We start from the raw sequence: 380 nt of genomic DNA, 5'->3' as shown, positions 1-380 counted from the left end.
GTGTTCCAAACATGACCTTACGGAACGCTTTACGTGCTCTATACTCGAATGCACGTCCGCGCATTTTTTTTTCACTGGTGACTGGAGACCGACATGAACAGTACAGCCGTGCCAAGAGGCGCTAGCGAACCGTTCCGGCAACTGCGGGCGTTGCGTCGTGCGCGCAAGCTCAAGCAGGAGGACGTCGCCCGTAAGGCGGGAATTTCCCGGGAAGCCTATCTTCGGGCCGAATCGGGGCAAGCCGATCCACGCATGTCCACGTTCCTGGCGGCCTGTGAGGCGCTGGGGCTGGAAGTGGTGCTGGCCCCGCAGCATCTGGCAGCCGACGTCAACGCATTCATCGCCAGCCGCAATGGCGGTGTTACAGCAGCCTCGATGGC

1 protein-coding gene is annotated in these 380 nt (G+C 60.8%); it reads left to right on the top strand.

All coding sequences use genetic code 11. The features are described from left to right. Positions 1 to 93 precede the first annotated feature (93 nt). Positions 94 to 380: helix-turn-helix domain-containing protein (locus AB4Z35_RS31140; RefSeq protein WP_442101318.1), on the top strand; the 287-nt coding region annotated here is incomplete at its 3' end.

This window comes from Pseudomonas sp. KB_15, from assembly GCF_052114525.1.
Classification (GTDB): domain Bacteria; phylum Pseudomonadota; class Gammaproteobacteria; order Pseudomonadales; family Pseudomonadaceae; genus Aquipseudomonas.
Note: the sequence above shows the minus strand (reverse complement) of the source record. Positions and strands in the feature narration are given on the sequence as shown.